The 23,183-nt window shown below is 63.6% G+C and carries 22 protein-coding genes; 4 read left to right on the top strand and 18 right to left on the bottom strand.

Annotated features, from left to right (window positions below):
* Positions 1–281 precede the first annotated feature (281 nt).
* From LB516_RS23075 to LB516_RS23065, 3 genes are all read left to right on the top strand, one after another.
* Positions 282–1,337, top strand: coding sequence for a sugar phosphate isomerase/epimerase family protein (locus LB516_RS23075; protein ID WP_140721060.1), 1,056 nt, complete (start codon positions 282–284; stop codon positions 1,335–1,337).
* 53 nt (positions 1,338–1,390) lie between these two features.
* Complete coding sequence (locus tag LB516_RS23070; protein WP_224720429.1) at positions 1,391–2,578, top strand: Gfo/Idh/MocA family protein; 1,188 nt, start codon at positions 1,391–1,393, stop codon at positions 2,576–2,578.
* Between the two features lie 213 nt (positions 2,579–2,791).
* Positions 2,792–3,643 carry a sugar phosphate isomerase/epimerase family protein gene (locus LB516_RS23065; RefSeq protein ID WP_224720428.1) on the top strand — a complete coding sequence of 284 codons (852 nt, stop codon included), beginning with the start codon at positions 2,792–2,794 and terminating at the stop codon, positions 3,641–3,643.
* Positions 3,644–3,938: 295 nt separating this feature from the next.
* On the opposite strand, the gene phnE (LB516_RS23060) is transcribed toward LB516_RS23065, so the two are convergent.
* From phnE (LB516_RS23060) to phnG, 12 genes are all read right to left on the bottom strand, one after another.
* Positions 3,939–5,306 (bottom strand): phosphonate ABC transporter, permease protein PhnE, encoded by a 1,368-nt coding sequence (phnE, locus tag LB516_RS23060; RefSeq protein ID WP_224642523.1) that lies wholly within the window; start codon positions 5,304–5,306, stop codon positions 3,939–3,941.
* A gap of 3 nt (positions 5,307–5,309) precedes the next feature.
* Positions 5,310–6,266 (bottom strand): phosphonate ABC transporter, permease protein PhnE, encoded by a 957-nt coding sequence (gene phnE, locus LB516_RS23055; protein WP_224720427.1) that lies wholly within the window; start codon positions 6,264–6,266, stop codon positions 5,310–5,312.
* Positions 6,267–6,325: 59 nt separating this feature from the next.
* Complete coding sequence (phnD, locus tag LB516_RS23050; protein ID WP_015315649.1) at positions 6,326–7,234, bottom strand: phosphonate ABC transporter substrate-binding protein; 909 nt, start codon at positions 7,232–7,234, stop codon at positions 6,326–6,328.
* Positions 7,235–7,345: 111 nt separating this feature from the next.
* Entirely contained in the window at positions 7,346–8,203 is an 858-nt protein-coding gene (phnC, locus tag LB516_RS23045) for a phosphonate ABC transporter ATP-binding protein (RefSeq protein ID WP_015315650.1), read from the bottom strand.
* A 130-nt stretch (positions 8,204–8,333) separates the two neighbouring features.
* Positions 8,334–9,044 carry a DUF1868 domain-containing protein gene (locus LB516_RS23040; RefSeq protein WP_224720426.1) on the bottom strand — a complete coding sequence of 237 codons (711 nt, stop codon included), beginning with the start codon at positions 9,042–9,044 and terminating at the stop codon, positions 8,334–8,336.
* Between the two features lie 86 nt (positions 9,045–9,130).
* A complete protein-coding gene (locus LB516_RS23035; RefSeq protein ID WP_224720425.1) occupies positions 9,131–9,769 on the bottom strand; it encodes a DapH/DapD/GlmU-related protein in 639 nt (212 codons plus the stop codon).
* Complete coding sequence (gene phnL / locus LB516_RS23030; protein ID WP_015315653.1) at positions 9,766–10,473, bottom strand: phosphonate C-P lyase system protein PhnL; 708 nt, start codon at positions 10,471–10,473, stop codon at positions 9,766–9,768. Before phnL ends, LB516_RS23035 begins: the two co-directional genes overlap by 4 nt.
* 319 nt (positions 10,474–10,792) lie before the next feature.
* Positions 10,793–11,569 (bottom strand): phosphonate C-P lyase system protein PhnK, encoded by a 777-nt coding sequence (gene phnK / locus LB516_RS23025; protein WP_015315654.1) that lies wholly within the window; start codon positions 11,567–11,569, stop codon positions 10,793–10,795.
* Positions 11,566–12,477, bottom strand: a complete 912-nt coding sequence (locus LB516_RS23020) for an alpha-D-ribose 1-methylphosphonate 5-phosphate C-P-lyase PhnJ (protein WP_015315655.1) — start codon at positions 12,475–12,477, stop codon at positions 11,566–11,568. Before LB516_RS23020 ends, phnK begins: the two co-directional genes overlap by 4 nt.
* On the bottom strand, positions 12,474–13,586 hold the full coding sequence (locus LB516_RS23015) for a carbon-phosphorus lyase complex subunit PhnI (RefSeq protein WP_140713169.1): 1,113 nt from the start codon (positions 13,584–13,586) through the stop codon (positions 12,474–12,476). The genes LB516_RS23020 and LB516_RS23015 overlap by 4 nt, the downstream gene beginning before the upstream one ends.
* Position 13,587: 1 nt before the next feature.
* Positions 13,588–14,199, bottom strand: a complete 612-nt coding sequence (gene phnH, locus LB516_RS23010) for a phosphonate C-P lyase system protein PhnH (protein WP_224720424.1) — start codon at positions 14,197–14,199, stop codon at positions 13,588–13,590.
* On the bottom strand, positions 14,199–14,660 hold the full coding sequence (gene phnG, locus LB516_RS23005) for a phosphonate C-P lyase system protein PhnG (RefSeq protein WP_140787834.1): 462 nt from the start codon (positions 14,658–14,660) through the stop codon (positions 14,199–14,201). Before phnG ends, phnH begins: the two co-directional genes overlap by 1 nt.
* Positions 14,661–14,770: 110 nt before the next feature.
* Here phnG and phnF point away from each other — a divergent pair, with 110 nt between their 5' ends.
* Complete coding sequence (gene phnF, locus LB516_RS23000; protein WP_224720423.1) at positions 14,771–15,520, top strand: phosphonate metabolism transcriptional regulator PhnF; 750 nt, start codon at positions 14,771–14,773, stop codon at positions 15,518–15,520.
* Between the two features lie 2 nt (positions 15,521–15,522).
* Here phnF and LB516_RS22995 read toward each other — a convergent pair whose 3' ends face one another.
* The 6 genes from LB516_RS22995 to LB516_RS22970 all read right to left on the bottom strand — a co-directional run bounded on the left by LB516_RS22995 (position 15,523) and on the right by LB516_RS22970 (position 23,157).
* Positions 15,523–16,539 carry a zinc-binding alcohol dehydrogenase family protein gene (locus LB516_RS22995; protein ID WP_224642516.1) on the bottom strand — a complete coding sequence of 339 codons (1,017 nt, stop codon included), beginning with the start codon at positions 16,537–16,539 and terminating at the stop codon, positions 15,523–15,525.
* Between the two features lie 64 nt (positions 16,540–16,603).
* Complete coding sequence (locus LB516_RS22990; protein WP_015315661.1) at positions 16,604–17,569, bottom strand: ABC transporter permease; 966 nt, start codon at positions 17,567–17,569, stop codon at positions 16,604–16,606.
* Entirely contained in the window at positions 17,566–19,119 is a 1,554-nt protein-coding gene (locus LB516_RS22985; RefSeq protein ID WP_140618932.1) for a sugar ABC transporter ATP-binding protein, read from the bottom strand. Before LB516_RS22985 ends, LB516_RS22990 begins: the two co-directional genes overlap by 4 nt.
* 150 nt (positions 19,120–19,269) lie before the next feature.
* Positions 19,270–20,262: an ABC transporter substrate-binding protein gene (locus LB516_RS22980; protein ID WP_015315663.1), complete on the bottom strand. Its 993-nt coding sequence runs from the start codon at positions 20,260–20,262 to the stop codon at positions 19,270–19,272.
* Positions 20,263–20,592: 330 nt separating this feature from the next.
* Complete coding sequence (locus LB516_RS22975; RefSeq protein WP_224720422.1) at positions 20,593–21,591, bottom strand: aldo/keto reductase; 999 nt, start codon at positions 21,589–21,591, stop codon at positions 20,593–20,595.
* Between the two features lie 60 nt (positions 21,592–21,651).
* A complete protein-coding gene (locus tag LB516_RS22970; protein ID WP_015315665.1) occupies positions 21,652–23,157 on the bottom strand; it encodes a UxaA family hydrolase in 1,506 nt (501 codons plus the stop codon).
* Positions 23,158–23,183: the final 26 nt, after the last annotated feature.

The following is a 23,183-nucleotide window of genomic DNA, read 5'->3' as shown; positions in this document are numbered from 1 at the left end:
ATTGGGTCTGAAATGAGGTCTACAGCAAATTCCTTGAGACGGCAACAACTGTGGCGACGCAACTTTCAGGCTGGATTAGTTTGTTGATTACATTGCGATATGTGCCGTTATTTTGGGCTCTCGGAGTGCCTTTTCGGCGCATTCCAAGGCTTGACCAGATTGCCTTATTTGGTCATACCAGAATGGCGGTGTCGGCGAGCGTCCGACGCGATAAGACCAAAGTGACTGGCCCTGCTTTCATCAGGCGCTATGCTTGGTCGTGACAAACGAGGAGGATGCCGATGCCGACGACAATGAAGGGCCCTGGACTGTTTCTGGCGCAGTTCGCGGGCGATGCCGCACCGTTCAATTCGCTGACGTCGATCACCAAATGGGCCGCCGGTCTCGGCTACAAGGGCGTGCAGATCCCGACCTGGGACGCGCGCCTGTTCGACCTCAAGAAGGCGGCGTCTTCCAAGGCGTATTGCGATGAGGTGAAGGGCATCTGCACTGACGCCGGGGTCGAGATCACCGAACTGTCGACGCATCTGCAGGGGCAATTGGTGGCGGTGCATCCGGCCTATGACGCGCAGATGGATGGGTTCGCGCCGCCGTCGGTGCACAACAACCCAAAGGCGAGACAGGAATGGGCTGTCGAACAGATGAAGTTCGGTGCCAAGGCATCACGCAATCTCGGGCTGAATGTCTCGGTGTCGTTCACCGGCTCGCTGGCTTTCCCTTACCTCTATCCCTTTCCGCAGCGGCCCGCCGGACTGATCGAGGAAGCCTTCGGCGAACTCGGCAAACGCTGGAAGCCGATCCTCGACGCCTATGAAGACAATGGTGTCGATGTCGGCTACGAAATCCATCCTTCGGAGGACGTGTTCGACGGGGCGACCTTCGAGATGTTCCTCGACGCGGTCGGCGGCCACAAGCGCTGCAACATCAACTACGACCCTTCGCATTTCCTGCTGCAGCAACTCGATTATCTCGAATTCATCGACATCTATCACGAGCGGATCAAGGCGTTCCACGTCAAGGACGCCGAGTTCAATCCGACTGGACGGCAGGGCGTGTACTCTGGTTACCAAAGCTGGACGAACCGCGCCGGCCGCTTCCGTTCGCTCGGCGACGGGCAAGTGGATTTCGGCGGCATCTTCTCCAAGCTGACGCAGTACAATTACGATTCCTGGGCGGTGCTGGAGTGGGAATGCTGCCTGAAGCATCCGGAGGATGGTGCGGCCGAGGGGGCGCCCTTCATCCAGCACCACATCATCCGGGTGACGGAGAAGGCATTCGACGATTTCGCCGCCGGCACCACGGACAAGAAGCTGCTGCGCGCCATGATGGGATTTTGACACGGCTTTCCCTCTCCCTCGGGGGAGGGGTATCTCACACGAGGGAGAAAAACATGGTTGGTGCATCGAAGTCGGAAACGGGAGGCGGCCCGATCCGTTACGGTATGGTCGGCGGCGGGCAGGGCGCATTCATCGGCGCGGTGCACCGGATCGCTGCGCGCATGGACAATGATTTCGTGCTGGTCGCCGGCGCCCTGTCGGCCGATCCGGCGCGTGCGAAAGCCTCGGCCGCCGAACTCGGGCTCGATCCCTCGCGCAGCTATGCGTCCTACGCCGAAATGGCCAAGGCCGAGGCGAAGCGCTCGGATGGCATCGAGGCGGTGGCCATCGTCACTCCCAACAACGTGCATGTGCCGGCGGCCAAGGCCTTCCTGGAAGCAGGCATCCACGTGATCTGCGACAAGCCGCTGGCAACGACCCTGGCCGAGGCGAAAAGGCTTGCGGCGATCGTTGAAAAGACCGGCAAGGTGTTCGTGCTCACCCACAACTACACCGCTTATCCGATGGTGCGGCAGGCGCGCGAAATGGTCGCCAAGGGCGTGCTCGGCGACATCCGCATCGTGCAGTCGGAATATCCGCAGGACTGGCTGACCGAGGACCTCGCCGCCACCGGCCAGAAGCAGGCGGCTTGGCGTTCAGACCCCAAGCAGGCGGGCGCCGGCGGCGCGCTCGGCGATATCGGCACCCATGCCTACAATCTCGCCCGCTTCGTCTCCGGGCTCGAACTCGACGCCCTGTCGGCCGATCTCGACGCCTTCGTGCCGGGCAGGCTGCTCGACGACAATGTCAACGTCATGCTGCGTTTCAAGCCGACGGGGAAAACGCATCCGGCCAAGGGCATGATCTGGGCGAGCCAGGTGGCGCCCGGGCATGAGAACGGCTTGAAGCTGCGCATCTACGGTTCGAAGGGCGGGCTGGAATGGGTGCAGGCCGATCCCAACTATCTCTGGTACACGCCCTTCGGCCAGCCGAAACAGTTGATCACCCGCAACGGCGCCGGTGCGCTGCCGGTGGCGGGCCGTGTCAGCCGCGTTCCGTCAGGCCATCCCGAGGGTTACCTCGAAGGCTTCGCCAACATCTACCAGGAGGCCGCACGGGCCATCCGCGCGGCACGCAAGAAGGGTGGCAAGCCAGCAAAGGATGTCGTCTTCCCGACCATCCAAGACGGCGTCGAGGGCATGGCCTTCATCGAGGCCTGCGTGAAGTCGTCGAAGAAGAACGGGGCCTGGACCAAGCTGTAAGAGGCGCCGAGTAACGAGGGCCCTCACCCGGATAGCCAATCGAATTGCGAAAGGCAATTCGGGGCAATCCGGCCTCTCCCCGAGGGGGAGAGGAGGCGTTGGCGCCTATCTCTTCTCCCTCTCGGGGAGAAGGTGGCCGCGAAGCGGCCGGATGAGGGGAGTGGCGAAAACCGGCGGTGCAATCAGCCGGCCGCCAGCAAAGGGAGGGCGTCGATGAAGATCGGCATGTGCATGTTCTTGTGGACGACGGCGGTATCGAAGAAGCACGAGCCGCTGCTTCGAGACATCAAGGCAACCGGCTTCGACGGTGTCGAAATCCCGATCTTCGCCGGCACGCCGGACGACTACAGGAAACTGGGCGAATTGCTCGACCGTATCGGGCTGGAGCGGACCGCTGTGTCAGCCATGGGCGATCCGGCGATGAACCTGATTTCGGCCGATGCGGCAACACGCAAGGCCGGTGTCGACTACATGAAATGGGCCATCGATTGCGCCGATGCGCTTGGCGCCCGCACGCTGAGCGGACCGCTGCATTCGACGCTCGGCGCCTTTTCCGGGTCAGGGCCGACCGCGGCCGAGAAGAAGCGCTCCGTCGCCTCGCAGCGCGCCATAGGCGACCATGCCGGCAAGAGGAACGTCACCATCGGGCTGGAGGCGCTCAACCGCTTCGAGTGCTATCTCTTCAACACGATGGCCGACCTGTCGGAACATATCGACGCCATCGACCGGCCGCAGATCAAGGCGATGTACGACACTTTCCACGCCAATATCGAGGAGGCCGATCCCATCGGCGCCTATACGAAACACCGCCGGAACGTCGTGCATATACACATATCGGAGAACGATCGCGGCGTGCCGGGGCGCGGCAACATTCCGTGGAAAGAGACCTTTTCCGCCATTCGCAAGAGCGGCTATGACGACTGGCTGACGATCGAAGCGTTCGGTCGCTCGCTGAAGGATCTGGCGGCGGCGACCAAGGTGTGGCGGGATTTTTCCGAGACGCCGGAAGCCGTCTATCGCGATGGGTACAGGCATATCAGGGACGGGTGGAGGAAGGCGGCTTAGGCGCCTACGTCTGGTCCATTTTCTATTTGTGTTCGCGTCGCTTGCCAGGTGGTTCCCCCACTCCGTCTCGGCTTCGCCGAGCCACCTCTCCCCCCTCCGGAGGGAGAGGAAGGGGCTTGGTGGCGCCGGGACACGAAGAGAAGCCTCGGCCTTCGGGGACAAGCGCGGATCGGACAGTCTGGTGCCTTTCCTCTACCCCGTCGACCGGGGGAGAGGTGTCGAGCGAAGCTCGACGGAGTGGGGGTCGACCCCTCGGCGCCGGGCGAGACGATGCTTGCGCTTCTGCGTCACAACACTAACCCTCCCTGGCCTGCAACCTGTTGTAATCGTGGATCGTCCGGCTCAGCCGGCGGCGCAGGAAGTTGGAGATGTTGTCGAAGATAAAGACGACGGCCAATGTCAGCAGCACCATGTAGAACACGTTGGCCCAGTTGGAATTGGTGCGCATCGCTTCCCACAGTTTCAGGCCGATGCCGCCGGCGCCGACGGCGCCGATGATGGTGGCGCCGCGGGTGTTGGATTCCCACTGGTAGAGTGTCTGGCTGATGAAGACCGGGATCACTTCGGGCATCACGCCGTAGCGCTGCACCAGGATGCCGTTGGCGCCGGTCGAGAGCACGCCTTCGCGCGGCTTGTCGTCGATGTTCTCCAGGCCTTCCGAATAGACTTTGCCGAGGGTGCCGATCTCGGTGAAGAAAATCGCTGCACTTCCCGCCAGCGGGCCGGGGCCGAAGGCGCGGGTGAAGAACAGCGCCCAGATCAGCATATCGACCGAGCGCATGAAGTCGAAGAAGCGCTTGAGCACCTGGCTGAGCACGCCGCTCGGCGTGATGTTGCGCGCCGCGAAGAAGGCAAGGGGGAAGGCGACGATGCCGCCGAGCAGCGTGCCGAGGAACGCCATGACGATGGTCTGCAGGAGCTTCGTCCAGACGTCGCCATGCTGCCACTGGGCGTTGTTCCAGATGTTGTCGCCGGCAAGAGCAAGGTTGGTGGTACCTGGTTTCAGCTCTGGTCCCGAGACGATCAGCGAGATCACTTCCCGCGCTGATTTGCCGAAGAAGGGCGAGCGCGTGTCGAAGACGAAGTTCGCCCAGCCGAGGAAGCGCTTGCGCACCTTGACGCGGTCGACAGTGACGCGCACCTCGCCAGCGAAGCCCATCTTGGCCACCACCTCGTCGTCATGGGCGGTGATCCAGTCCGGTACCGTACCCGAGACCACCGGCTTGCCGCTGGTCAGCGCCACTGGCACCGTCTGTCCATGCGCGGCAATCGTCGCATGGGTTTTGTCGAAGGTGACGGATTTTGCTGGACCGTCGATCAGCACAGTGAAGGTGCCGTCTGGATTCCTGACCACCCAGTCGGGATTCGGGTTATCGCCCAGGGCGGAAAAGCGCGGGTATTTGGGCGTGATCTCCGGCTGGTCGAGACGAAATTCCGGCTGCAGATCGTAGCTGATCCATTGCGTCAGGAAGAGCGGCAGGCGCTCCCAGTGCGATTCCCGCAGCACCTGCGGCAGGTTGAAGAACCACAAGGCATAGATCAGATACAGGAGAGTCCCGACGAACAGGAGCAGCGGACCAAAGCGCTTGTATGCCGGGCGCCGGAACACCTGCGGGTGGCGCGCCTCGATCGACAGAATCTCCTCGGCGGTCATGGTCGCCATGATTTACGCCCCCATCATAAAGGCTTGTTCGCCGACCAGCTTGCGACGAAGCCAGGCGGAAAACTGGTCGATGATGAAGATGGTTGTGAACAGCAGCAGCACCAGTGCCAGCGTCTTGGCGCCGAAGCCGCGCGAGATCGAGAGCTTCAGCTCTTCGCCGATGCCGCCGCCGCCAACGGCGCCGATGATGGTCGAGACGCGGACGTTGATCTCCACGCGCAGCAGCGTGTACGACATGAAGTTGGGCAACACCTGCGGCAGGCCGGCAAAGCGAACCCGCTCGAACCAGTTGGCGCCGACTGCGCGCAGGCCTTCCTCGGCTCGCATGTCGATGTTCTCGTTGATCTCGTAGAACAGCTTGCCGAGTGCGCCGATGGAATGCAGGCCGATGGCGATGATGGCGGCGATCGGACCGGTCGAGACGATGGCCGCGAACAGCCCGGCGATGACGATCTCCGGAAAGGCACGCAGCAATTCCATGAAGCGCTTGACCACCAGCCTCAGTGCCGGATGAGGCGTCAGGTTGCGCGCCGCGATGAAGGAAAAGGGCACGGCGAAGACAAAGCCGATGAAGGTCGAGACCAGCGCCACGTTCACGGTGGTCAGCATCAGCTCGAAATATTCTGGGATGTAGAAACCGTCCCAGACGTAGACGCGGCCGAGCGGGAAGTTGAATTCCTGGGTCCCGGTATCATGCGGCGAGGCAATGTCGAACAGCGCCCGCCAGACGTCGTTCCAGTCCTTGGGGACCAGCCAGCTCAGGAAATCCAGAATATGCGGCAGCCGGTCGAAGAAGTGCCCGGCGTTGGCTTCATCGGCGAACCACATGCTGGAAAGCATCGCGGCAAGCAGCAGGCCGACGCCCAGCACGGTATAGAACCGTCGCAGCGACGTCTGGCGTCGCCAGGCATCGGCCATCTCGTGGGTGGCGCCGGAGGGGGCTGTCACGGAAAGGGTCATGATCGGAGATGCAAAAAGGGCGGTACTTGATGAGGTACCGCCCTGTTGCAATTTCGCCGTTAGCCGCCGATGGCTGCCTTACGGGCTTCGACGATGACGCTGTAGAAGTCCGGCTTCACCGGAACGTAGCCGGTGAAATCGCCGCCTTCGACGCCTTCGAAGCAAGCCTTGTCCTTCTTGGGCAGGTCGGTGAAGAAGGCCGCCAGCTTGGCGGTCATGTCATCGCCGATCGCGGTGCGCACGACAAGCGGGCCGTTCGGGATCAGGCCCGAGCGCCAGACTTCGACGAAGTCGTTAGGGTCGACGGCGCCCTTGGCGACTTCCTTGTGGAAGGTGCCGGAGGTGTAGCCGTTCTTGAAGTCGCCGATGCCCGAGGAATCGTCGACCGCGACATCTACCTTACCGTCACGCACGGCCAGAACGTTGTTTTCGTGGCCGCCATTGAACTGGGTCGAAGCGAAGTAGGTCTCGTTCGAGGCGCCGGTGGTCTTCGGAATCTGGGTCAGCGGGATCAGATAGCCGGAGGTCGAATCCGGATCGGCATAGCCGAGCTTCTTGCCCTTGGCTGACTTGATGTCCGTGATCCCCGACGTCTTCAGCGCCAGGCCGATCGAATAGTAGCCGGTGGAGCCGTCCGTCTGCTTGGTGGTGAGGATCGGGGTAACCGCCTTCGGATCCTTGAGATAGACGCTGGCGTAGCCGGAAGCGCCGAGTTCGGCGAAGTCGAGCGTGCCGCCGAGCAGGCCCTGGATGACGCCGTCATAGTCGGCGGCCGGGAACAGCGAAACCTTCTCGAAGCCGAATTCGGCCTTCAGGTGATCGGCCAGGCACTGGTAGTTGCGCAGCCGGTCGGTTTCGTTTTCACCGCCGAGAATGCCGACGCGAAATTCCTTCATGTCGGCGGCGTGGGCCATGCTGGTGGCCATGGCGAGCACCGAAACGGCACCGAAAACCATCTTCCTGAACATTGATATCTCTCCTGTAAGTTCCGGCCCCGCGCCGGCAGCGTTCTTGATCTTGACAAGTGCCCTTGACGCGGGCGGACGATCCAGGCTGCTCGCTATTGGCCCTTACTGGGCTCAGTATCCCGGGAATGCGGGCTCGAGCGGTCCGGCGGATGCGGCGATCTTCTGCTTGAAGGCAACACTGGTGGAGGTGATGACCTCCGATATCTCGCCGCCATTGCTGTCGGCGCCATAGACAAGACGCACGGCTTGGCGGTCGAGCTCTTCGGGCGGCCCGTCGAAGACGACCTTGCCGGCGGCCATGCCGATGATGCGGTTGCAATAGGTGCGGGCGGTATCGAGCGTATGCAGATTGGTGACAACGGTGATGCCTTCGCGCAGATTGATGTCCTGCAGAGAATCCATCACCACCTTGGCGTTGAGCGGGTCGAGCGAGGCGATCGGCTCGTCGGCGAGGATCACCCTGGGCTGCTGCATCATGGCGCGGGCGATGGCGACGCGCTGCTGCTGGCCGCCCGACAGCGTGCCGGCGGGCTGAAGTGCGGTGCGGGCGATGTCGAGCCGCTCGAGCGCGGCGACCGCCTCGGCGCACTCGGCGCGCGAAAACATGCCGAGAAGATTGGACAGGGTCGAACGGTGGTTCAGTTTGCCGAGCAGCACGTTGGTCAGCACGTCGAGGCGCGGCACCAGGTTGAACTGCTGGAAGATCATGGCGCAGTCGCGCTGCCAGCGGCGCAGCGGCGACCCGCGCAGCCTGGAAACCTCTGCGCCGTCAAAAAAAATCGACCCCTGGCTGGGGTCGACAAGACGGTTGATCATGCGAAGAAGAGTGGACTTGCCTGCACCCGAACGACCGATGACGCCGACCATCTGCCCTTGCGGGATCGAGATGTTGACGTCGCTAACTGCGGTGTTCTTGCCAAATCGTCGGCTGACGCCGCGGATTTCGAGCGTGGCAGAGTTTGCTGACATGGGCTGGTTCCAGTCCGGTCCATATTGATCGTCAGGCACTCGCCTAACGCAACCACATGAACCTGCCGTGTCGCGATGATGTCAGTTTTGTTACGCTCCACAGGCGCGGCGACTGGCGCCTTGCGGGCGATCAGCCGAGCAGCAGCAATTCCTCGAAATGCTTCATGTCGCGGAACGCGCAGAAGGCGGGAGCCTTGATCTCGATCACCGGCGCCTGGCGCGCGAAAAGCGCCAGGCAACCGTCAAACAGCGCCTGCCACGCGGCGGCCCTATCATCATCAAAGCGCTGGATCTGATAGGCGAAGGTGATGTGGAAGACGTAGGTGTCGTGATCGGGATGCCGGTAGCCAAACGGCACCGCGAGCGCATCGCGCCATGCACGCATGATGCGCGCATCCTCGTCGGTCGCGCCGGCAACGGTGAGGCCGGTCGGCAGGATCTCGACAACCTTGATGTTGAAAGGACCGAAGCCCTGGAACTCCTTCAGGCGCTCCAGATAGAGGCGGGTCATGGCGTCGATGCTGGTGTCGAGCGGCACGTCCGGCGGCCAGAAGGGCAGGCGACGGCGATATTCGATTATGCCCTGGAAAAGGGTCATGTGCAGGCTGGAAACGGGCGTGAAGGCGAGGAGGTCGGCATCAGGCATTGCCAGCATCTTCTCGCGGACAGCCAACACCACCGCTTCCGAAGGCGAGCCGCTGACCAGATGGCTGACGACGGTGTTGCCCGGCTCGAGGAGGAAGTTGCCTGACGAGTCGTAGCGCGTGCCGAGATGCGCCGGCAACGCCGGATTGGAGCCGGCAAAGAATCCGGCGAGCGAGGGTCTGAGGGTGTCGAGCATGGCGATCTCCTTGAAGGAGATCGCGTCCTGTCCGAGTCCTGTGTCAAGGATATGAACAAGCCGGCGATATGACGATGATGCGAGGGCTATGCCTCTTTGCCCGATGCACGTTCTTCGTATTTCTCCAAAAACGCTTCGGCCGTCAGCTCCCGAAAATCATCGAGCGCGGCGCGCAGCCTTGCGTGATCCCAATCCCACCAGGCAAGCGTTTGGTAGCGCTCGGCGGTGCGGCGGTCGAAGCGCTCGCGGATCGGTTTTGCCGGTACGCCGGCGACGATCGTGTAGGGCGCGACGTCCTTCGAGACGACCGCGCCGGCGCCAACGGCGGCGCCGTCGCCGACGGTGACGCCGGGCAGGACGGTCGAGCCGTGGCCGAGCCAGGTGTCGTGGCCGATGCTGACGCGCTTGGCGCGGCGCTCGGCGAAGAATTCGCTCTCATGCTCGGCATCGTCCCAATAGTCGGAGGCGCGGTAGGTGAAGTGGTGCAGCGTCGGCCGCCAGGTCGGGTGGTTGGTGGCATTGAGGCGGACGCTGGCGGCGATGTTGGCAAACTTGCCGATCGTCGCGCACCAGATCGCGCAGTCCTGCATCATGTAGGAATAGTCGCCGAGCTCGCTTTCCGAAACCCGGCTGCGGTCGGCGATCTCGGTCCAGCGGCCGAGTGTCGAGTTGTGGACCTCCGCCGTCGGGTGAACCAGCGGCGTCTCCGATAGCTTCCTGGTCATGCGGCGATTTTTCCCGGAGCGAAGGCGGTGACGTCGATGATGCGGTCGGCCACCGCCTCGCGCACATCGTGATCGTGGAAGATGCCGAGCAGGGCGACGCCCGCCGCCTTCTTGGCGGCGATGAGTTCGATCACCACGTCGCGGTTCGTCGCATCGAGCGATGCGGTCGGCTCGTCGAGCAGCAGGATGGGGTGCTCAGTGATGAAGCCGCGCGCGATGTTGACACGCTGCTGCTCGCCGCCCGAGAAGGTTGCCGGTGGCAGCATCCAGAGTTTTTCCGGCAGGTTGAGCTGGGCCAGCAACGCGCGTGCCTTGGCTCGGGCTGCCTCGCGCTCCTCGCCGCGTTCAACCAGTGGCTCGGCGACGACGTCGAGAGCCGAGACGCGCGGCACGGTGCGCAGGAACTGGCTGACATAGCCGATCGTTTGCCGGCGTACGGCAAGCACGGTGCGCGGGCTGGCATGGGCGAGGTCGATCAGTCCGTCCTCGTGCCTGACGATGATTTGGCCTTCGTCGACGGCGTAGTTGCCGTAGAGCATCTTCAGGATCGAGCTCTTGCCGGCGCCGGACGGACCACCGAGCACGGTGCATTCGCCCGCCTTGATCGAGAACGAGACACCCGCGACGACAGGGAGTTTGATGCCGTCGCGCAGATGCATGGTGAAGCTTTTGGCAACGTCGGAAACAACGAGTGGGGTCGGCATCAGAAGGTTCTCCGATTGTGATCGGTCGGCGGGAGGATGCGGCTCTTTCTCCCCGTCACTATACGGGGAGAAATGTCCGGCAGGACAATGAGGGGCAGCGCCGAGGTCCGGCTGAGCAGTTGCTTTGCGCAGGGCGAAGGTGTCGGGACGACAGATGCGTCCGCAACGCACGTTCCCGCCAGGTCAGCGCCGCCCCTCATCGCCCTGCCGGGCACTTCTCCCCGTATAGTGACGGGGAGAAGGGGCTGTGTCGGGCGGTTTCGCCAATCGCCAACGTTGAAAAATTCGCTTGGCAGCGGGTGGTGGCCTGGCGCCATCATCACACCTGCAAAATCGAGGATACGAGCAATTGCGTGTAGGGCGCGCGCGGGTCGTCGAGGACGCGGTCGGTGAGGCCGCTTTCGACGACGCGGCCATCCTTCATCACCATCATGCGCTGCGACAGAAGCCGCGCCACCGCGAGGTCGTGGGTGACGACGATCGCGGCAAGGCCGAGATCGGTGACAAGGCCGCGCAACAGGTCGAGCAGGCGGGCCTGCACCGAGACGTCGAGGCCACCTGTAGGCTCATCCATGAACACCAGCCTTGGCCCGGTGACGAGATTGCGGGCGATCTGCAGCCGCTGACGCATGCCGCCGGAAAAGGCGCGCGGTTCGTCGTCGATGCGGTCTTCCTCGATCTCGACGCGCGACAGCCAGTCGACCGCGGTGGCGCGGATCTTGCCGTAGTGGCGGTCGCCGACCGCCATCAGCCGTTCGCCGACATTGGCGCCGGCCGAGACCGTCATGCGCAGGCCGTCGGCTGGGTTCTGATGGACAAAGCCCCAGTCGGTGCGCATCAGGAAGCGGCGCTCGGCCTCGCTCATGCGGTAGAGCTCGCGGAACTGGCCGTCGCGCATGCGGTAGCTGGCGGTGCCGGAGGAAGGCAGCAGCCGCGTCGACAGGCAGTTGAGCAGCGTCGTCTTGCCGGAGCCGGACTCGCCGACGACCGCCAGAACCTCGCCCGGCCACAGGTCGAAGGAGACATTGTCGCAGCCGACCCGCGAGCCATAGAACTTGGAGAGCGCCGAGACGCGCAGCAGCGGTTCGTCGGTCATTGCGCCGGCTCCATGTTTCCTGCGGCAAGGTCGGTTTCGGGGGCGAGGTGGCCGCGATGGCCGTCGGCGCGCCGCTTCTCGCAATAATCGGTGTCGGAGCAGACGAACATGTGGCCGCCATGGTCGTCGAGGATGACCTCGTCGAGATAGACATTCTCGGCCGCGCATAGCGCGCAGGGCTGATCGAAAGTCTGCACCTCGAACGGATGATCCTCGAAGTCGAGGCTCACCACATCGGTGAAGGGCGGCACGGCGTAGATGCGCTTTTCGCGGCCGGCGCCGAACAGCTGCAGGGCCGGCGAGCGGTGCATCTTGGGATTGTCGAATTTCGGTGTCGGCGACGGGTCCATCACATAGCGGCCCTCGATCTTGACCGGATAGGCATAGGTGGTGGCGATGCGGCCGTGCTTGGCGATATCCTCATAGAGCTTCACATGCATGAGGCCGTATTCCTCCAGCGCATGCATTTTCCGCGTTTCGGTCTCGCGCGGCTCGAGGAAGCGCAGCGGTTCGGGGATCGGCACCTGGTAGACCAGCACCTGGCCCGCCGTGAGCGGATGTTCGGGGATGCGGTGGCGGGTCTGGATGATGGTGGCGGTGGCGGTGTCGGTCGTCACCGCGACGTTAGCGACTTTCTTGAAGAAAGCGCGGATCGACACGGCATTGGTGGTGTCGTCGGCGCCCTGGTCGATGACCTTCAGCACATCGTCGGGGCCGATGATCGACGCGGTGACCTGGACGCCGCCAGTGCCCCAGCCATAGGGCATCGGCATTTCGCGCGAGGCGAACGGCACCTGGTAGCCCGGAATGGCGATCCCCTTGAGGATCGCGCGGCGGATCATCCGCTTGGTCTGCTCGTCGAGATAGGCGAAGTTGTAGGTGGCGATGTCGGTCGGTTGCGCAGTCATTCCGCTGCCTCCTTTTTTTCTTCCGCCTTCGCTGGATTTTCGCGTGCTTCGTACTCGGCGCGCATGCGACGTACGAGATCGAGTTCGGCCTGGAAGTCGACGTAGTGCGGCAGCTTCAGGTGCTCGACGAAGCCGGTGGCCTGGACATTGTCGGAGTGCGAGATGACGAACTCCTCGTCCTGGGCGGCGGCGACGATATCCTCGCCGAGCTCCGCGGCGCGCAGGGCCCGGTCGCAGAGTGCCATGGCCATCGCCTTGCGTTCGCTCTGGCCGAAGACGAGGCCGTAGCCGCGGGTGAATTGCGGCGGCGCCTTGGCCGAGCCCTTGAACTGGTTGACCATCTGGCATTCGGTGACGCGCACCGTGCCGAGCGGCACGGCGAAGGGCAGTTCGGGAACGTCGAGTTCCAGTTCGACCTCGCCGATGCGGATTTCGCCGACGAAGGGATGGTTGCGGGCATAGCCGCGCTGGGTGGAATAGCCGAGCGCCAGCAGAAAACCCTCGTCGCCGCGCGACAGTGCCTGCAGGCGGATGTCGCGCGCCATCGGGAATTCCAGCGGCTCGCGGGTGATGTCGCCGGGCACATGGTCCTGCGGCATCTGGCCATCGGGCTCGATCAGGCCTTCACGGGCGAGGATCGCCGAGACGCGCGGCATTGGCTGCGCTTCCGTCTCGCGCTGCAAGGGATCGGCGACATCGGCCCCAGCGGCAAGTTCAGGATCGAGCAACCGATGCGTGTAGTCGAAGGTCGGACCGAGCAACTGGCCGCCTGGCAGATCCTTGTAGGTCGCCGAGACGCGCCGTTCGACCAGCATGCAGCCGGTGTCGATCGGCTTGCTGTAGCCGAAGCGCGGCAGCGTTGTGCGGTAGGCGCGCACCAGGAAGATCGCCTCGATCATGTCGCCGCGTGCCTGGACGATGGCGAGTGCGGCCAGTTCACGGTCATAGAGCGAGCCTTCGCTCATCACCCTGTCGACGCCGAGCGCCAGCTGTTCGACGATCTGGTCGAGGCGAAGTGCGGGCACCGAGCGGTCGCCGCGCCGGCGATCGGCGAGCAGGCTGTGGGCGTTGGCAATGGCGGCCTCGCCGCCTTTTACCGCGACATACATCTTACACCTCCATCGTCTTGATGCGCGTCGTGCGCGGCAGGCAGGCTATGCCGTCCGATGTGGCGAGGATGATGTCGACGCCGCGCGGAAAGCGCCTGATATTCTGCTTCCACTGCTCGACGAAATGGCGCGGCATCTGTACCGGCGCGATCGTGGCGCTGGTTTCGATGCCCGGGCCTTCCAGCAAGAGCGGGGTCCCTGAAGTGAGATCGCCGACCTGCAGGATCAGCGTCGTCGATCGGTCGGGATAATCCTGCGTGCCCTGCGAAAAACCGTCGAGCGCCATCATCTCGGCCGGCGTGGCAACAAACGCGAAATGCGCGTCGGCCGGCGTGTTGGCCAGCGGCGCGCCTGTGTGGAAACCAAGCCAGGACCCGATCGCGGCGGAGGCATGCAGGGCAGGGTCGAGCCAGAGCGGCGTGTCGTTGTCGCATAGCGCCAGTGCTACGGCGCCCGACGTCGCCGAGAGCGGAGCCGGCGGGCGGGCCAGGGGTGGCAAGGGGTGGACACTGCCCGGCCGCGCCATGGCATCCATGACGGCCCGAAACACGGTCTGAGCGTTGAAGACCGGATCGGCGAAACCGCCCTCGATCGATTGCGCAGCGATATCCATCAATCTTCTCCGCGAACCATGGTGAAGAAATCCACCTTCGTTGCCGCCGTCTCGGCGCGGCGTTTTTCCTGGGCAGCGGTGAGAGCCGAGCGTAAAGGCGTAATGAGCCTGGTCTCGACCTCGGTGCGGCGGGCAGGGTCCTGCCAGAGCGCGTCGGCTATTGCTCCCAGCTTCGCCTTCTGCTTGTCGCGGCCAAGCGCGTAACAATGGCCGACCTGCCCGGATGGCAGCCGGACAGTAGCACGCGTGACGGTCGCCTCGCCGACATTGAAGGGCGCGCCGCCGCCGCCGATGCGGCCACGAAGCGTGACAAGGCCCGTCTCGGGACCGCGCAGAAGTTCGGCTTGCGAAGGCAGGCCGGACTCGTTCCAGAGCCGGACGATGTCGTCGCCGCTCGATTGCGCCAGCGTCGCCATGGCGGCCTTGCGCTCGGCCTGGTCGCGGCCTTCCTGTCCTCGCATCGCCAACTTCCTCTCAGCTAAATTTGTCTATTGATATAGACAACTATACAAATATACATGTTACCTAACGCGAGTCCATGACGGGTGCGTGACAGGCCGGGGGGCAAAACATGATCGGGCATGATGTGGCCGACAGCATCGAGCGGCGCAGCGGCGTCTCACTGTGGCGCCAGATCGCCGACAGGATCCTGCAATCCATCGCCGCCGGCGATTTCGCCGAAAACGCCGCGCTGCCGCCCGAAGTCGCGCTGGCCGAGCGCTACGGCGTCAACCGTCACACCGTACGCAGCGCCATATCGGCCCTCGTGCAGGAGGGCGTGCTGCGGGCCGAGCAGGGACGCGGCACCTTCGTCCTGTCACGCAAGCGGCTGTCCTATCCGATTGGCGCGCGGACACGCTTTTCGGCCGGCCTGCAGGGGCAGACGTCGGAACGGCACATCGTGCTGCTCGCTTCGTCGGTCGAGCCCGCCAGCCAGCGCGTGGCCGAAGGCCTTGGCCTTGCCAGGGGTGCCGAGGTGATCCGGTTGGAAACACGCGGCGAGGCTGACGGACGGCCAGTGTCGCGCGCCGCTGGATGGTTCGATGCCCGGCGCTTTGCCGGCATCGACAAGGCGATGGCGCAAACCGGTTCTATCACCGCCTCGCTCGCACGTTTCGGTATCGACGATTATCTCAGGCAATCGACCGTGCTCTCGGCACGCCATGCGGACGCCGCCGATCTCACCGATCTCGATCTGCAGCCGGGCGCCATCGTGCTGGTCACGGTTGCGGTCAACGTCACGCCTGACGGCCAGCCAATCCAGTTTTCGGAGTCGCGTTTTCCGGCCGAGCGGGTGGAGTTGAAGCTGTCGGCGCTGTAGGGCTATCCGATCTCGATCACGGCCTTGATCAGGCCCGACTTTTCATGCGCCCAGCGTGCGAGATCTCCTGGCGTATCGGCCAGCGTGGTGCGGTGGGTGACAAGCTTGGCCAACGGCACGGCACCGTTGCGGATCGAGGCCGCGACATGGTCGAAGTCGGCGCGCAACGCATTGCGGCTGCCGATCAATGTCATTTCTCGCTTGTGGAACTCGGGATCGGAAAAAACAATATCGTCCTTGACGACGCTGACCAGCACCAGCGCTCCGCCATGCGCGACGTGGGCAAAGGCAGATTGAACCGATCGCGTGTTGCCGGTGGCGTCGAAGACTACGTCGAAGCCTTCGCCGTCGGTCGCATCACGCACCAGATCGGACACGGGTCCTTGCGAGCCGTCGAGAATCGAAAAGCCGAGTTCACTCGCCGCGAAGACCAGTCTTTCGGTGCTCATATCGAGAAGTGTCACATCCAACCCGGCAATGCGGGCGAAGATGGCGGTGCCGAGCCCGATCGGGCCGGCGCCGATGACCAGGGTGCGGGCGCCAGGCTCGGCCCGGGCGCGCCGGACGGCATGCGCCCCGATGGCCAGGAATTCGACGGCGGCGGTGTCGGCGAGCGACAGGCCGTTGGTGGGATAGAGATTCTTAGCCGGCACCAGGATCTGTTCGCACATCGCGCCGTCGCGGTGCACGCCGAGCACTTCGATCCTGACACAGCAATTGGGCTTGCCGTGCCGGCAGGCGATGCATTTGCCGCAGGAAAGGTAGGGGTTGATGATCACCGGTTCGCCAAGGGCGAGGTCGACGCCTTCGCCCCGCTCGATCACTGTGCCGGAGACTTCGTGGCCCATGATGCGGGGATAGGCGAGGAAAGGGTGCTTGCCCTCGAAGATATGGTAGTCGGTGCCGCAGATGCCAACATGGCTGACCGCCACCAGAGCCCAGCCGGGAGGTGGGGCGCCGGGAGCCGGGTGGTCTTCGACAGCAAGGTCGCCGGGCGAGCGGCAGACGACGGCTTTCATGCTTTGATCCAGTCTGTTCAAGAAATCGCCGGCCCGCGCCAGGCCGGCGATCGATTGGAATGCGTCATTTGCCGCGGCGGCGCAGTCCGTCGAAGTAGACGATGATGATGATCAGCGCGCCGGTGATGATGCGCTGCCAGAACGAGTTGACGTTGAGCAGGTTGGCGCCGTTGTTGATGGTGGCCAGGATGAAGGCGCCAAGCAGCGGCCCGTGCACCGAGCCGACCGCGCCGAACAGCGAGGTGCCGCCGATGACCGAAGAGGCGATCGCCTGCAGTTCCCAGCCCTCGGCCTGGGTCGGGTTGCCGATGCCGATGCGGGCGGCGAGCAGCACGCCGACGAAGGCCGCGCACAGGCCGGACAGCGTGTAAGCCATGTAGATGGTGCGCTGGACATTGACGCCGGACAGGCGCGAGGCCTCGGCGTTGGAGCCGACCGAAAAGAGGTAGCGGCCCCAACGGCTGTGATGCAGGAAGACATAGGCGGGCACACCCACCAGGATCACCATCCAGAACAAATTGGGGATGCCGATAAAGGAATTGCGCGAGAAGGCGGTAAAGCTGTCGCTGTTGATGTTGATCGAGTTGCCGTTGGTCATCAAAAGGCCGATGCCGCGCAGCGAGGTCAGCGTCGCCAGCGTGATGATGAACGGCGGCAAGCCCATCTTGACGATGCCGAAGCCATGGAAAAGGCCGATGGCGACACCGACGAGCAAGGTGATCAGGATGGCGACCGCGATCGGAACGCCGGCATTGATCAGCATGGCGACGACGACGGTGGCGAAGCCGACCACCGCGCCGACCGACAGATCGATGCCGCCGGTAATGATGACGAAGGTCTGGCCGACCGCCATGATGGCGATCATCGAGCCCTGCCGCAGAAGATTGGCGATGTTGTTGCCCGAGGCGAAGCTTGGCGTCGCCAGGGACAGGACGATCCAGAGCAGCACCAGCAGCGCCAGCAGCGTCAGCCCGAACAGGACGTTGTAGTTGCGCTTCGGTTTTTCGGCGGGGATCGCCTCGATGCTCATGTCTGTCCTCCCAGTTTTTCTTGTTTCTCGGCGAGCGCCTGCGTGAGAATGTCCTCGTGACTGGCGGTGTGGAACCCGTGCGTGGCCACCAGCTTGCCGCGCCGGAACACGTGCAGCGTGTCGGCCAGTTCGTAGACCTCCGGCAAATAGGACGAGATCAGGATGATGCCGGCGCCCTTCGACAACAGCTCGCCGAACAGGCGATAGATCTCCGCCTTGGTGCCGACATCGACGCCGACCGTCGGTTCGTCGAAGATGAACAGCTTGGCGCCGTGCGCCAGCCATTTGCCGATGACGATCTTCTGCTGGTTGCCGCCCGAAAGGCTCGACGCCAGCGCCCCGCGCGTCGGCGTCTTGATCCTCAGGCCGGCGATCTGACGGTCGGCCTCGGCCTTCTCTTTCGCGTTCGAGATCAACAGATTGCTGGAGATGCGCTTGTAGATCGGCAAATTGAGGTTGAGGCCAACCGGCAAATTGAGGCAAAGGCCTTGGTCGCGGCGGCTTTCCGGCGCCAGTGCCATGCCGAGCTTGATGGCGTCGTGCTCGGAGTTGATCTGGACGTCCTTGCCTTCCCACAGGATCTGGCCGGCCGACTTCTTGTGACGTCCATAGAGCGAGGTGACGAACTCGCTGCGGCCGGCGCCGATCAGTCCGTAGAGGCCGACGATCTCACCGGCACGCACCGTCATCGAGATGTTCTCGAAGCCTTTGCCCGACAGGTTCCTTGTTTCGACGATCGGAGCGCCCGGCGTGAAATGCTCCTTGTGATAGACCTGTTCGATAGAGCGGTTGATCATCATCTTGACCAGCTCGGCATCATTGGTCTCGGCGATATTGCGTGTGCCGACCAGCGTGCCGTCGCGCAGCACGGAAACCCGGTCGGCGAGTTCGAAGACCTCCTCCATGCGATGGCTGATGTAGATGATCGTCACGCCTTCACCCTTCAGGCGCCGGATCAGCGTGAAAAGCTGGTCGGCCTCCTTGCGGGTGAGGTAGGCCGTGGGTTCGTCGAAGATCAGGAATTTGGTGCCGCGCACCGTGGCGCGGGCAGCGGCGATCAGCTGTTGCTGGCCGATGGTGAGATCACCCAGCACGACATGCGCCGGCAGGTCGAAGCCGAGATCGTCGATGATCGTCTGCGCTTCCCTGACCATGGCGCGCTGCTGCAGGATGCCGAAACGGGAATTTTCCTCGCCAAGGAACATGTTGGCGGCGACCGTCAGGTGACGGCACAGCACGACTTCCTGGTGCACGGCATTGATGCCGAGCGCCATCGCTTCATGCGGCGTCGCCAAGGCAGCCGGCTGGCCTTCCCAGAGGACCTCGCCAGAGGTGCGCGGCATGACGCCGGTCAGGAGTTTGATGAGGGTCGATTTGCCGGCGCCGTTCTCGCCGACGATGGCGTGGATTTCGCCTGACTTGAAGGCGAGATTGACCGGCTTCAGCGCGTGGGTGCCGGGGTAGCGTTTTTCCAGCCCGCGCAGTTCGAGGATGGTCCTGCCGGGTTCCAGCACGGGGGCCGGATGCAGTTCCTGCGCCGTCGGCGTCATGACAATCCTCCCAGATTGGCCTCGCGGTTGGCATTCGGCGAGGCTGCGGTCGTCTTTCAGGCGAAGGCCAAACGGGCTGATCGCCAAGCCGCTTTGGCGGCGGATGCTTCCGGGGCCTCTGGCCCCGGAAGCGGTTTGAACGCCGGCTGCTTAGAGCTTGGGATTGAGCAGCGCGTCGATCTTGGGGTCCTTCATATTGGCCTTGGTCACCAGATTGGCGCCGGTGTCGACATTGGCCTCGACCTTCTCGCCCTTCGAGGCGGCGAGCGCGGTCTTGATGCCGTCATAGCCCATCCGGTAGGGATCCTGGACGACGAGGGCGGAAATGACGCCGTCGTTGAGGAACTTGATCAGCTTCTCGTCGCTGTCGAAGCCGACCAGCGCCAGCTTGCCGCCAAGGTTGTTCTCGGCGACGGCCTGTCCGACGCCCTGCGCCATGATCAGGTTGGAGGCGAAGATGCCCTTGAGGTTCGGATTGGCGGTGATCAGGTCGGTGGCGATGTTGAGGCCGGTGGTGGCCTGGCCGTCGGCGTATTTGTCGGCGACCAGTTTCAGGCCGGGATATTTTGCCTTGAGCTGCTCGGTGAAGCCCTGCTTGCGCTGTTCGAGCGAGCCGGCGCCGGGAGCGTTGGTGATCAGGGCGACGTCGCCCTCGATCTTGCCGCCATTGGCGGCGCCGATGGCGGCGGCAAGGCCGTCCGCGGCGACGCGTCCGCCCTGCACGTTGTCGGTGGTCAGGAACGAGGTGAAGGCCTTGGAGTCGGCGCCGGAGTCGATGCCGATGACCTTGACCTTGGCGGCCGCTTCATCGATCGGCTTGCCCAGCGCCTTGAACTCGGTGGGCGCGATCACGATCGCGGCCGGGTTGCTGGCGACGGCGTTCTCGAGGATCGAGACCTGGCCATTGACGTCGGTCTCGGCCTGAGCGCCGAGTTCCGGCACGTTGATGCCGAGATCCTTGCCGGCCTTGCGGGCGCCGGCCAGAACGATCTGCCAGTAGAAGGACGTGGTGTCCTTGACGATGATCGGGATGGTCACATCCGCCGCCGAAACCGGTGCGGTATGCATGACCCCGGTGAGCATCGATGCTGCCGCCAGTGCCATGACGGCGCGGCGGTTGAGAATGCTGGTCACGAATTTCATAGGATCCTCCCTAAGTCGCCCGGTGAACGTTAACGGAAGCTCCGTCCGGATAGGCGTGGCCCAAACAGAACTTTATCAATAAAAAACAGTTGCACCGTTTTGATAGTGCATCGATCCAGCCGATGCAAGCGGTGTTTCAGCCAGTTCTTCCAGACAATGACTCCCCTAGCGGCGGCTTCCCCCTTGTCGCGGTCAGGCGCTCCCGTTTCCGTTCTGTGAAGGTATGGAATATTAATTCCATAGATCAGTCAACATGGAATGTTCATTCTTCTCTGGATCGCGACATCGTGAAGGCGGGTCGCGCGCCCGTGCACATCGCGACGATGCGCTTCAATGCAGTTCCTGCACCACCGTGTAGGGACGATACCTGGCATAGTCCGTCTCCGGCACGTCGATATCGAGCAGTTCGAGGTTGCGCGTCAGGTTTGCCAATCTTGCGGTACCGGTCAGCACAGTGGCGACCGCGGGTTCGTGCAAAGGAAACTGGAACGCGGCGGCAGGCAGCGGGTAGCCACTTTCAGCGGCGATCTTCTCCATGGCGTCGACACGGTCGAGAACATCGCGGCTGGCGGGCTGGTAGTCGAAATGCGCCCCTTGCACCGGCCCGGTCGCCAATATGCCTGAGTTGAAAACCCCGCCAATGACAAGCGAGGTCCGTTGCGCCCGGCACAGCGGCAGCAATTCGGCTTCCGCGCTGCGGTCGAGCAAGGAATAGCGGCTGGCGAGCAGGATGCAGTCGAGCGGCGCGCGGCGCATCACGTCGAGGCAGATCTGGACTTCATTGACGCCGAGCCCGTAGGCGGAAATGGTGCCGGCCCGCTTCAGCTCCTCGAGCGCCTTGAGGCCGCCGTCCATCAACTGGCGAAAGTGCAATTTGGTTTTCTCGACACCGTGCGTGTAAACGCCGATATCGTGGACAAACAGGATGTCTATCCTGTTTAGCCCAAGGCGCGCATAGCTGAACTCGACCGAGCGCATGATGCCGTCATAGGAATAGTCGTAGTCCAGCGCGAAGGGCAGCGGATCGACATAGGAGTGGTCTGGCACCTGATCTTCGGGCACCGGGTGAAGCAGGCGGCCGACCTTGGTCGACAACACATAGGAATCACGTGGCTTGTAGCGCAGGAAATCGCCGAAGCGCCGTTCCGACAGGCCGAAACCGTAGAAGGGCGCGGTGTCGAAATAGCGCAGGCCCGCCTCCCAGGCACCCTGCAGCGTTTCCATTGCCGCTTCGCGCGAACACGCCCGGTAGAGGCCGCCGATCGCGGCGCCTCCGAAACTGACTTCGGTGACCTCCAACGCGGTCTGGCCGATGCGGCGTTTTTCCATGCGCAACCTCCCATCCCGGCCACTTGTCCGGCCGGGCAGTCTATCAGATATCAACCGAAATCAGAGCGTCGCGCCGAGATGCCAGGGCACGAATTCGTTGTCCCCGTAGCCAAAATCCTCGCTCTTGGTCTTGCGGCCCGAAGCCGTCTCGACGATCAGTTCGAAGATCTCGCGGCCCATGCCGGCAATGGTCTTTTCGCCGGAGGCGATGACGCCGCAATTGACGTCCATGTCCTCTTCCATCTGGTGATACATGGTCGAGTTGGTGGCGACCTTGATCGAGGGAGTCGGCCGGCAGCCGAAGCAGGAGCCGCGGCCGGTGGTGAAGACGATGACATTGGCGCCGCCCGCGACCTGACCGGTGGCAGAGACCGGGTCGTAGCCGGGCGTGTCCATGAACACCAGCCCATTGCCGGTGACCTTCTCGGCGTAGCCGAAGACGCCGTTAAGCGGCGTCTGGCCGCCCTTGGCGACCGCGCCCAGCGACTTTTCCAGGATGGTGGTTAGGCCGCCGCGCTTGTTGCCAGGCGACGGATTGTTGTCGATCGAGGCGCCATGCTTGGCGACGTGATCCTCCCACCATTTCACGTAGCCATCGAGCTTCTTGGCGACCTCGGGGCTTGCGGCGCGATAGGCGAGCAGGTGCTCGGCGCCATAGATTTCCGTCGTCTCGGAGAGGATGCCGATGCCGCCGACGCCAGCGAGGATGTCGACGGCCGCACCCAGCGCCGGATTGGCGGTGATACCCGACATGCCATCGGAGCCGCCGCATTGCAGGCCGACGACGATCTCGCTGACGGGGATCGGCTCGCGCTTCAACTGACCGACTTCCTCGGCGATCTCGGCCAGCACGCCCATCGCCTTTTCGACCGATTTGCGCGACCCGCCGGCATCCTGGATGTTGAAGTGGCGCTTGCCGGCGGCGGCACCCTTCTGGCCGTAAAGCGTGAGCTGGTTGACCTCGCAGCCGAGCCCGACCATCAGCACGCCGCCGAAATTCGGGTGGCGGGCATAGCCGGCCAGCGTGCGGTGCAGCACCATCATGCCGTCGCCGGTGCCGCTCATGCCGCAACCCTGGCCATGGACGATGGGCACGAAGCCATCGATGCCGGGATATTTCGGCAAAAGGGTTCGGTTGGCGGTGTCGGCGATCGAATGGCAGACGGTGGCCGAGCAATTGACGCTGGCGATGATGCCGATGAAGTTACGGGTGCCGGCGCGACCGTCGGCGCGGCGATAGCCCATGAATGTCCGGGCGCGGTCCGCCTCCGTCGCATGCTCGGCCTCGCTTGGCGGCACCACAGGGAGGCGGCCGGCCTCGAAAACCAGATTGTGCGAATGGACATGCTCGCCCGGCGCGATGTCCTGCGTGGCGCGACCGATCGCCTGAGCGTATTTGACCACGGCTTCACCCGCGGCAATCGGCTTGATCGCCACCTTGTGGCCGGGCTCGATGACGGTGGCAGCGAGCGCGCCGCCCGGCAGGGCGGTACCGATCTCGATGCGCCCATTGGCAACGGCGACATTGTCGGCGGGGGACAGAAGAATGGTATTCGAGACGTTCACGGGCGGTTTCCTGGGTGATCCTGGGA

Origin of the sequence: Mesorhizobium sp. CO1-1-7, from assembly GCF_020164885.1 — a bacterium.
Classification (GTDB): domain Bacteria; phylum Pseudomonadota; class Alphaproteobacteria; order Rhizobiales; family Rhizobiaceae; genus Mesorhizobium; species Mesorhizobium australicum.
The sequence above is the reverse complement of the archived record's forward strand: the minus strand, read 5'-3'. Positions and strand labels throughout refer to the sequence as shown.

Excerpts from the sequence above, each read along its gene's own strand:
- phnD (WP_015315649.1), bottom strand. The coding sequence starts at position 7,234 with ATGTTCAGGAAGATGGTTTTCGGTGCCGTTTCGGTGCTCGCCATGGCC.
- LB516_RS23015 (WP_140713169.1), bottom strand. The coding sequence starts at position 13,586 with ATGTATGTCGCGGTAAAAGGCGGCGAGGCCGCCATTGCCAACGCCCAC.
- phnF (WP_224720423.1), top strand. The coding sequence starts at position 14,771 with ATGATCGGGCATGATGTGGCCGACAGCATCGAGCGGCGCAGCGGCGTC.
- LB516_RS23040 (WP_224720426.1), bottom strand. The coding sequence starts at position 9,044 with ATGCTCGACACCCTCAGACCCTCGCTCGCCGGATTCTTTGCCGGCTCC.
- LB516_RS23075 (WP_140721060.1), top strand. The coding sequence starts at position 282 with ATGCCGACGACAATGAAGGGCCCTGGACTGTTTCTGGCGCAGTTCGCG.
- phnG (WP_140787834.1), bottom strand. The coding sequence starts at position 14,660 with ATGCGAGGACAGGAAGGCCGCGACCAGGCCGAGCGCAAGGCCGCCATG.
- phnH (WP_224720424.1), bottom strand. The coding sequence starts at position 14,199 with ATGGATATCGCTGCGCAATCGATCGAGGGCGGTTTCGCCGATCCGGTC.
- phnE (WP_224720427.1), bottom strand. The coding sequence starts at position 6,266 with ATGACCCTTTCCGTGACAGCCCCCTCCGGCGCCACCCACGAGATGGCC.
- phnL (WP_015315653.1), bottom strand. The coding sequence starts at position 10,473 with ATGCCGACCCCACTCGTTGTTTCCGACGTTGCCAAAAGCTTCACCATG.
- LB516_RS22990 (WP_015315661.1), bottom strand. The coding sequence starts at position 17,569 with ATGAGCATCGAGGCGATCCCCGCCGAAAAACCGAAGCGCAACTACAAC.
- phnC (WP_015315650.1), bottom strand. The coding sequence starts at position 8,203 with ATGTCAGCAAACTCTGCCACGCTCGAAATCCGCGGCGTCAGCCGACGA.
- LB516_RS23070 (WP_224720429.1), top strand. The coding sequence starts at position 1,391 with ATGGTTGGTGCATCGAAGTCGGAAACGGGAGGCGGCCCGATCCGTTAC.
- LB516_RS23065 (WP_224720428.1), top strand. The coding sequence starts at position 2,792 with ATGAAGATCGGCATGTGCATGTTCTTGTGGACGACGGCGGTATCGAAG.
- LB516_RS23035 (WP_224720425.1), bottom strand. The coding sequence starts at position 9,769 with ATGACCAGGAAGCTATCGGAGACGCCGCTGGTTCACCCGACGGCGGAG.
- LB516_RS22995 (WP_224642516.1), bottom strand. The coding sequence starts at position 16,539 with ATGAAAGCCGTCGTCTGCCGCTCGCCCGGCGACCTTGCTGTCGAAGAC.
- LB516_RS22985 (WP_140618932.1), bottom strand. The coding sequence starts at position 19,119 with ATGACGCCGACGGCGCAGGAACTGCATCCGGCCCCCGTGCTGGAACCC.
- LB516_RS22980 (WP_015315663.1), bottom strand. The coding sequence starts at position 20,262 with ATGAAATTCGTGACCAGCATTCTCAACCGCCGCGCCGTCATGGCACTG.
- LB516_RS23020 (WP_015315655.1), bottom strand. The coding sequence starts at position 12,477 with ATGACTGCGCAACCGACCGACATCGCCACCTACAACTTCGCCTATCTC.
- LB516_RS22975 (WP_224720422.1), bottom strand. The coding sequence starts at position 21,591 with ATGGAAAAACGCCGCATCGGCCAGACCGCGTTGGAGGTCACCGAAGTC.
- phnK (WP_015315654.1), bottom strand. The coding sequence starts at position 11,569 with ATGACCGACGAACCGCTGCTGCGCGTCTCGGCGCTCTCCAAGTTCTAT.
- phnE (WP_224642523.1), bottom strand. The coding sequence starts at position 5,306 with ATGGCGACCATGACCGCCGAGGAGATTCTGTCGATCGAGGCGCGCCAC.